This window comes from uncultured Campylobacter sp. (assembly GCF_963517995.1).
GTDB lineage: Bacteria > Campylobacterota > Campylobacteria > Campylobacterales > Campylobacteraceae > Campylobacter_A.
Window position 1 is genome coordinate 1 of the sequence record NZ_CAUQHQ010000105.1, and the last position, 7,820, is coordinate 7,820.

Genomic DNA, 7,820 nt, shown 5'->3' on the forward strand with positions numbered 1-7,820 from the left:
AGATGGACGGCAAAAAATGCGTAGAGATGGGCGATATGACGCAGGCGGGCGCAGTGGCGTTTAGCGACGATGGCCTGCCCGTAGCCAGCAGCGACGTGATGAGATACGCGCTTGAGTACTCAAAGCACTTCGGCAGCTTCGTCATCAACCACTCCCAGGACTGCTCGCTATGCCGCGGCGGCCACATGAACGAGGGCCGCGTCTCGGCGATACTAGGCATCAAGGGCATGCCGCGCGAGCAAGAAGAGATCATGGTCTCGCGCGATCTACTGCTAGCCAAGCTCACGGGCGGCCACATCCACATCGCGCACGTTAGCTCCGAGTGGTCGCTAAAGCTCATCGCGCAGGCGCGCGCAGCCGGCATAAACGTGACCTGCGAGGCGACGCCGCACCACTTTACCTACACCGAGGACGAGCTGCTAGGCTACGATACGAACTTTAAAATGTCGCCGCCGCTTCGCACTAAATCAGACGTAGAGGCGATCAGAGATGGGCTAAAAAGCGGCCTCATCGACGTCATCGTGACCGACCACGCCCCGCACCACAACGACGAGAAATTTTTAGAATTCGACAAGGCGCCTTTCGGTATCCTTGGCCTGCAAACCCTCGTGCCTATGACGCTAGATCTAGTTAGAGACGGCGTGATAGACTACGAGAAAATGGCGGCTCTGACGTCCTATAATGCGGCTAAAATTTTAAAACTAAAAGAAAAAGGCATGATCGCGGAGGGCTACCTCGCCGACATCGCGATAATCGATCCAAATTTCGAGTATCTCTACGACAAAAACCTAAATAAATCAAAATCCCAAAACTCTCCGCTGATAGGTAAGACGCTAAAAGGCGCGGCGGTAATCACGATAAAAAGCGGAAAAACGGTGTTTGAGTTTCCAAACGTCGTGGCGTGATCCGATAAATTTGACGTAAATTTGAAATTTGACTTTGCGGCGGTTAAGGCTGCCGCAAAATCTCTCATGCATACGTCGAATTAACTCTTTTTATTTCTTAACTACACCTTGCATTAATGCTAGCTTTTCTTTTATATTTTTTTCTTTTTGTGCTTTATTATGCTCTTCTAGTATAGCATCAAGAATTATTTCTATGCTGCCCTTTAATATATCAAAATATTTCAAACATTCTTCTTCGTCTAATTCGTGAATTCCTTTACTTAATGTAGAATATATATTTTTATTTGCTACTAAAAAATCAGGGAGATATCTTGATAATTTTTCTATTTTTTCATTCATTCTTAGTTTTTTAAACTCCTCCTCGGTTATTTCCAAATTCGTTTTATTTTTATTAAAACAATCAAAAATAAGACATTCAAATACTCTTCTTAGGTAAACAAAAGAGCCAACGCCGACACCATTAGCTGCAAGACCTATAGCTTTTGTAAATTCTTTTTGCTGGTTTTTTTGCAATATACTATTATATTGTTTTATTTTTGATATATGAAAATCCGCTATTGATGGATACTGACCCGTTTTTACTATTGAACAATTTTCAAAATCAGCAAAAATAGTAAAATAAAAAATTCGGTTAGTTCTTTTGCATTTCACCAGAATCATTATTATGTTGAATGGATACTGTATACAACTATATATACCACTACAGTATCTTCCTTCACTATCAAAATGAGATAATTTTAAAATTTCATATGTAGTATCTTGTTTGATATACGGATTATATCCATCGAAAGTTTCTTCTGTATTAAAATATTCAATCATAAAATTTTCAAACAGAGATATGTAGTTATATGGATTATTTTTTAACTTAACATCTTTATATAATAGGTATTGAGGGTCATCATCTAATAAAAAATCACATATCTCTATTTTGCTGTACAGAGGAATATTAAATAAAAAATCAGCAATTGTTATTTTATACATTTTATACCTTTACATTAATATTTTAATTTACCAAAAAAGTATTATACAAATTTTTACACCAAGATATTGTTGTTTTTGACAAATATATACAAATAGACTTCAAAAACTTTATCAAAAAGCCGATTTATGTAAAACTATTAAATTTAGAAAAATTAAAAGAATTGAAATTTGTGACAAAATACGAGTCGCAGCATCTCGTAAATCGCCAAATCTGATAGCCACATGGCTTTAATTAAATTTCAAAATCAGCTAAATCTTATCTCTCGGGCGATCCAATTCAGCCTCAAAATCAAACCTAAGCTGAATTTATATCGAATTTTAGTCCCAAATCCGCCATCCAAGCGAGCACAATTTTATCAACCCATACCTCTCCAAGTTGGCATAATCAAACAAACGCTCACAAACGCACAAACGGCGCAAATTTTACCGACCGACGGCACAAAAATCTAAATAAGCAAATTTGCGCCGTCTCGTCCAAACAAACCGCATAGGCTCGAAAAGACCCATAACCAAACTAACCGCAAGCGACGCAAATTCGTCAAATTAGGTTCAAATTTAGCCTCACGTGTCCTTGCCGTTTATCGCGTACGCCGAGCGCAAAAATACGTCCGTACCCGACAGCAGCGCGCTCTCGTCAAAGTCAAACGCGCCGTTGTGATGCCCTGCGGCGAGCTTGGTACCGATCATCAGATAGCCGCTCTTGCCGCCCGCTTTTTGCACGGCGTGCATAAAGTGCGCAAAGTCCTCGCAAGCGCCGAAATTTAGATCCCGCACGATGAGCTCGTCCTTGATAAAAGGCGACTGGCGCGCGGCGCGCTCGTAGATATCGGTGATCTCCTCGCTACTATCGCCTCCGCTAGTGCCGCCGGTTAGCTTCACGTCGTACTGCACGCCGTACATCTGCGCGACGCCTGCGACGATGTCCATGCATTTTTGAAACATAAATTCATTTAGCTCGGTCGTTTCGCCGCGCGTTTCGCAGGCGATGTAGCCGTTTGGCGCGATGACGTTTCGCCCCTCGCCCGCTCGCAAAACGCCCACGTTTATGCGCGTGACGCCGTCGGCATGTCGCGTGATACCGTGCATGGCTAGAGCCGCCTGGGCTGCGGCTAGCAGAGCGTTTGCGCCTTCTTGCGGAGCGCCCGCCGCGTGAGCCGATCTACCCGTGAAATTTACATCAAATTTCGACGTCGCAAGAAGCTTGTTCGTACCGCAGATGATGCCGCCGCTAGTCTTTGCCTGAAAGCCGATGTGGCCGCCCAGTAGGTAGTCCACGCCCTCTAGCACGCCTGCTTGCTCCATCGGCACGGCGCCTCTAGTGCCCTCTTCGGCGGTTTGAAATATAAATCTAAATTTGCCTTTAAAATCGTCCAAATTTTGCGCGATGAGTTTAGCCATCGCTAGGCCGATCGTGATGTGCCCGTCGTGCCCGCAGGCGTGCGTGATGCCGTCTATATCGGCTCTAAAGCCCTCTTTAAACGGTCTATGCGCCTCATCCTTACTCTCGGTCACGTCCACGCCGTCGATGTCGAATCTAAACGCAAGCGTCTTGCCCGGCCTACCCGTATCAAGCTCGGCCACCACGCCCGTTAGCCCATCCTCCATCACGGGTAAAAACTCGCTTTCGTCGGCACTTAGTAGGCTTTTTGCGCGCTCCAGATACTTCTCTTTATCTTTCTCGCTACCAAGACCTGCCCTAGCTTCCGGTTTCATTATCTCGCGTCCCATTTTTAGGCTGTAGCCGAGCTTTTTTAGCTCGCTAGCGATCTTTGCCGTCGTAAAAAACGTAAAAAATCCGGTTTCGGGATGTGAGTGAAAAAACCGCCTATTTTTCACCATTTCGTCTTTTAGCGCTTCGACTTTTACTGCTACCTCGTCCATTTTTGCTCCTTAAATTTAGAATTTTTATTATTTTTCTTAAGGCTAGATTATACACCAAGGTTAATTTTAAAAGCTTAAATTTGAGCCCAATAATGATAAATTTAATGCTGATTTTTTGCAAGCCGACCTGTTTGGCGTAAATTTGATTTTTTGCCAGTGGATGCTTTGGTCGTTTTTTAAACCGCGATTGGCGCCAAAGCGGTGCTGGTAATGCGAGGTAAATTTATATTTTACGGAGCGGTTTTAAAATAAAATTTGGGGCGTTAAATTTGAGTTCAAATTTAAAATGTCGTCAAATTTGAACTCAAATTTACAAAACGAAACAAAAAGGCAAATTTGACTTTAGTCGCCGCGCGGGACCGACTAGCCGCTAAACAAACTCCGCACAAAAGCTCAAATTTGCCCTTCAAGCAGCCTATTTTAAGCTACCCTTTAGCTTCATTATCCGCTCGTAGGCTTCCTCGATACGCTCCTTTGGTATCTGCTTGGCGCCCACCGCGTCCACGACTAGCTGCGTGACGAGTTCCGCGGTTCTGCGACCGTCTATCTTGTAGTCGCTAAAGAGCATCACATCGCCGCCTGCGTTGATAAAGTTTATCACTTTTTCTTGCAGTGTAAAGTCCTTTAGTCCGCCCATGAGCATGTCGTCGCTGATGACTACGCCGTCAAATTTGAGCTCGCCGCGCAGCAAACCGTCGATAATGGCGGGCGAGAGCGAGGCCGGTAGCTCGGAGTCGCGTTGCATGAGGTAGATGTGGCCGACCATTATCATCTTGGCTTCGTTTTTGCGAACCGCGTCAAAATATGGCTTAAGCTCGTCGTAGTCGAAATTTTCTATCACGACCTTGGCAGTGTGGCTGTCGGCCTCGACGTTACCGTGGCCCGGAAAGTGCTTCATCGCAGCTATCACGCCGCGAGCCTGAGAGGCTCTCATAAACTCGCTCGCATACAGCGAAACCTCGTCTATATCGGTGCTAAACGCTCTGCCACGCGAGCCGATGATGGCGGATTTTGGATTTAGTACATCGACCACGGGAGCGAAATTTACGTTTACGCCGACGTCTTTTAGCTGCTGCGTCATCTTGCCGTAAAGCTCGCCCGCAGCGGCTAGATCGAGCGTTTTTGCTACTTTTTGCGCCGAGATAAAGGTCTCAAAACCTTCTTTATCCTTAAATCTCGTGACCCGTCCGCCCTCCTCGTCGATAGCGATAAAAATGCCCTCTTGCGCCTCTTTAAATGCGCTTGTTAGGGCTATGAAATTCGTTTTGTCCGAGATGTTTTTACCAAGCATCATCACGCCTCCAAAACGCTGATATTTGGCCTCCGAGACGGCTTCTTTGGCGGTTTTGGGATCAGAGCCATTGAAGCCGACCATTATCATTTGGGCTATCATTTTGCGAAGAGTCGGTTTTTCTTGCGTTTGCGGCGCGGCATTTAGCGCAGTCGGCAAACCCGCCAAAAATAGCGCCGAAAAAAGCGCGGCGATAAATTTTTTCATATTTTTCCTTTTTTTGTTTTTGCGGATTTTACACTATTTTAGATAAATTTAAGGACTCTTGCGCGATTTGGCGCGAGCTTGTAGTTTTCGCGAGTCGGTCGCCGTAAAATTCCGGCTAAAGTTAATAAAATATTTTCGTATGTAATTCGAGGGAATTTGAGATTTTAGAGTAAAATTTATATTTCCACTTACCGTGCAGAAAATATATACCTGACGTAAAAATCAGCGCGTTAAATTTAGACAAAACCAAGCCTACATAAAGCTCGGCGCGTCGTTTGAAAAAAGGATCAGATCGCCCGCTTTGGTGTTTTGCGCTAGGGTTTCTTGGAGCTTGGATTTGTCCTTGACGACGATGACTTTTGGCCTGCTTAGGTGCTTTAGCAGCGCGACGGCGTTTAGCGAGCTTGTTAGCATAACGATGTCAAAGGTCTTGTTGATGATCTTGCTTAGCTTTTCGTTCTCCTCGTCGCTACTCTCCATGATGCCGGGCGTCACGAGCACCTTGCGTCCCTCGTAGCTACCGACTAGCTCGTAGCTCGCACTCATACCGTTAAAGTTGCCGTTAAAACCGTCGTCGATGATGATTTTGCCGCCCGCATCGATACGCTCGAGTCTATGCTCGACGTTTTTTAGACGCGCAAGAGCGGAGGCGATCCTAGCTTCGTCTAACCCCAGATATAGCGCGGTTTTGACGCAGACGGCTAGGTTTGCGGCGTTAAATTTACCAAGTAGCGGCGAAGTAAATTCCCTCCCTCCAAGCTTAAATTTGACCCCATCTAGGCTCGCATCCACGCCGCTTAGGTCTTTATCGTAAATTTCTATCTTCTCGCCCTCGTTTGCCTGCGTGCTACTGTGCACGAAAGCCTTTTCTAGGCGCTTTGAGCCAAGAGCCTCAAGCTTCGTGGCGCGGATATTTTCAAGCGTCTTAAAGTACTCGATATGCTGCGCGCCGATCTCGCCGACGATCGCGATCTGCGGGTTCAAAAACTCCGTGATCTGCGCGATGTCGCCTTTTAGGCGTGCGCCCGCCTCGGCGATATATATCTGCGTACCGGCGGCAAGTTCGTTGTTTATGTCTTGGATGAGACCTGCTAGCGTGTTTACGCTACGAGGGGTTTTGCGGCAGGCGAAGTCATTTTTAAGCAGCTCAAATAGGAAATTTTTGATGCTGGTTTTGCCAAAACTCGCCGTTATCATGATGATTTTGAGTTCAGGCATCGAGGCTAGCTTTTTACGCGCGCTGTTTTCGTAAGCCTTAAATTTAGCCTTTTCTAGCAAAAAGCTAAGCGCGAAAGAGAGCACGAGCGGCAGGACGACGCCTAAATTTACGCGTTGCTGCGTCGCGAGATAGACGGCGTAGCTAGCGATAACCGCGAGCGCTAGGATAACAAAAAATCGCTTGACTCGCGGCGTAAAAACCAGCTTTTTATCGAGCTTTTTATGCCAAAGAGCGAGGCTTGGCACCAGCGCAAAGTAAAAATAAATCCAGAAAAATCGCTCCGCCCCGTAAAAAAGCACGATCGGCACGATTAGGAAAAACACGTGCCACAGCGGCCTAGTGAAGTGAAACAGCACGCGCTCAAACTTGTATGAAAACCACTGAAGGCAGGTGATGAGATAAAATCCGAGCGCAAACGTAAATAAAATCTGCGTCGCGGCAAGGCCGATATTTATGAGGGTTTCGTTCATTTTTTCTCCTAGGTTCGCTTAGGCGGGCTTTTGCTTGCGCCCTTTTTTGCTAAATTTAGCGTTTTGCAGTTTGTTTTTGCGTGCTCGGCGTAAAATTTGATAGTTTTTCCGTTAAATCTGAGAGCAAATTTAACCGCCCTGCTTTTTTACGCCGTAAAACGCAAATTTATCAGCCGAGATTTTACAGATTTTGGGCTTAAATTTAGCTCGTAAATTTGATGCGGGTCTGCCAAACCAGCATAAATTTAACGCTGATATCCAAAATCCTAAATTTGCACTCTAGCTTAAATCAAACGTTTGCTGTACCGGCTTTTTTGGGATTTTTTGATCACCCTGCTCATCTTTTGGCAAAATTTGATTTTGCTCGTCACTGATTGAAACGCTACTTTTAGGTTCCGATTGATTTTGCGCGATTTCTTGCCCATCAAACAAATTTTCTTTAAAAATTTGACCGTTTTTGGCGTTTGCATCGTCAAGCTGCGGGTTTTGATCCACAAGGCTGCCGCTTTGCGACCGCTCGTCAAAAAGGCTGCTTTGCGAGACGGTTTTTGTGCTTGTGGCGACCTCTTGCTCCAAAGCCTTTTGGGTAGATTCCGTCAAATTTTGCTCGGTAGCGTTTTTAAGATCGCCGTTTTCGTCGGTGCTCTCATCATCCTCGCTCAAATTTTCATGCTTTTTCGGGCTTAAAATTTTTACGCTCTCTATCCCGCTTTCATCGTCCAAGTCCGTCAAATTTAATCCCGCATTCACAACGCCGTCGATGTAGCGCGCGTGGAGCAGAAAGAAAAAATGATCGCCTTTTAGCGCGTGAAATTCGCTGTTTTTGATGAGGCGACTTACGCGTTCGCCGCTTTTTAGAGGCGTGG

General features: G+C 45.6%; 5 protein-coding genes and 1 pseudogene. 1 reads left to right on the forward strand and 5 read right to left on the reverse strand.

Features of this window, described 5'->3' with window-relative positions:
- Positions 1-905, forward strand: a 905-nt coding sequence (locus RYL88_RS09815; RefSeq protein WP_314990943.1) for a dihydroorotase, incomplete at its 5' end; no start/stop codon positions are given.
- Between the two features lie 90 nt (positions 906-995).
- On the opposite strand, the gene RYL88_RS09820 is transcribed toward RYL88_RS09815, so the two are convergent.
- The 5 genes and pseudogenes from RYL88_RS09820 to RYL88_RS09840 form a co-directional block, all read right to left on the reverse strand.
- The gene (locus RYL88_RS09820) at positions 996-1,886 is read right to left on the reverse strand and encodes a hypothetical protein (protein ID WP_314990945.1); all 891 of its coding nucleotides are present in this window, start codon (positions 1,884-1,886) and stop codon (positions 996-998) included.
- A 561-nt stretch (positions 1,887-2,447) separates the two neighbouring features.
- The gene (locus tag RYL88_RS09825) at positions 2,448-3,767 is read right to left on the reverse strand and encodes an amidohydrolase (protein WP_314990947.1); all 1,320 of its coding nucleotides are present in this window, start codon (positions 3,765-3,767) and stop codon (positions 2,448-2,450) included.
- A gap of 415 nt (positions 3,768-4,182) precedes the next feature.
- Positions 4,183-5,265, reverse strand: coding sequence for a glycoside hydrolase family 3 N-terminal domain-containing protein (locus tag RYL88_RS09830; protein WP_314990949.1), 1,083 nt, complete (start codon positions 5,263-5,265; stop codon positions 4,183-4,185).
- A gap of 252 nt (positions 5,266-5,517) precedes the next feature.
- The gene (locus tag RYL88_RS09835; protein ID WP_314990951.1) at positions 5,518-6,954 is read right to left on the reverse strand and encodes a UDP-N-acetylmuramoyl-tripeptide--D-alanyl-D-alanine ligase; all 1,437 of its coding nucleotides are present in this window, start codon (positions 6,952-6,954) and stop codon (positions 5,518-5,520) included.
- Positions 6,955-7,713: 759 nt separating this feature from the next.
- Positions 7,714-7,820 (reverse strand): annotated as a pseudogene (locus RYL88_RS09840) (alpha/beta hydrolase); the annotation flags it as partial.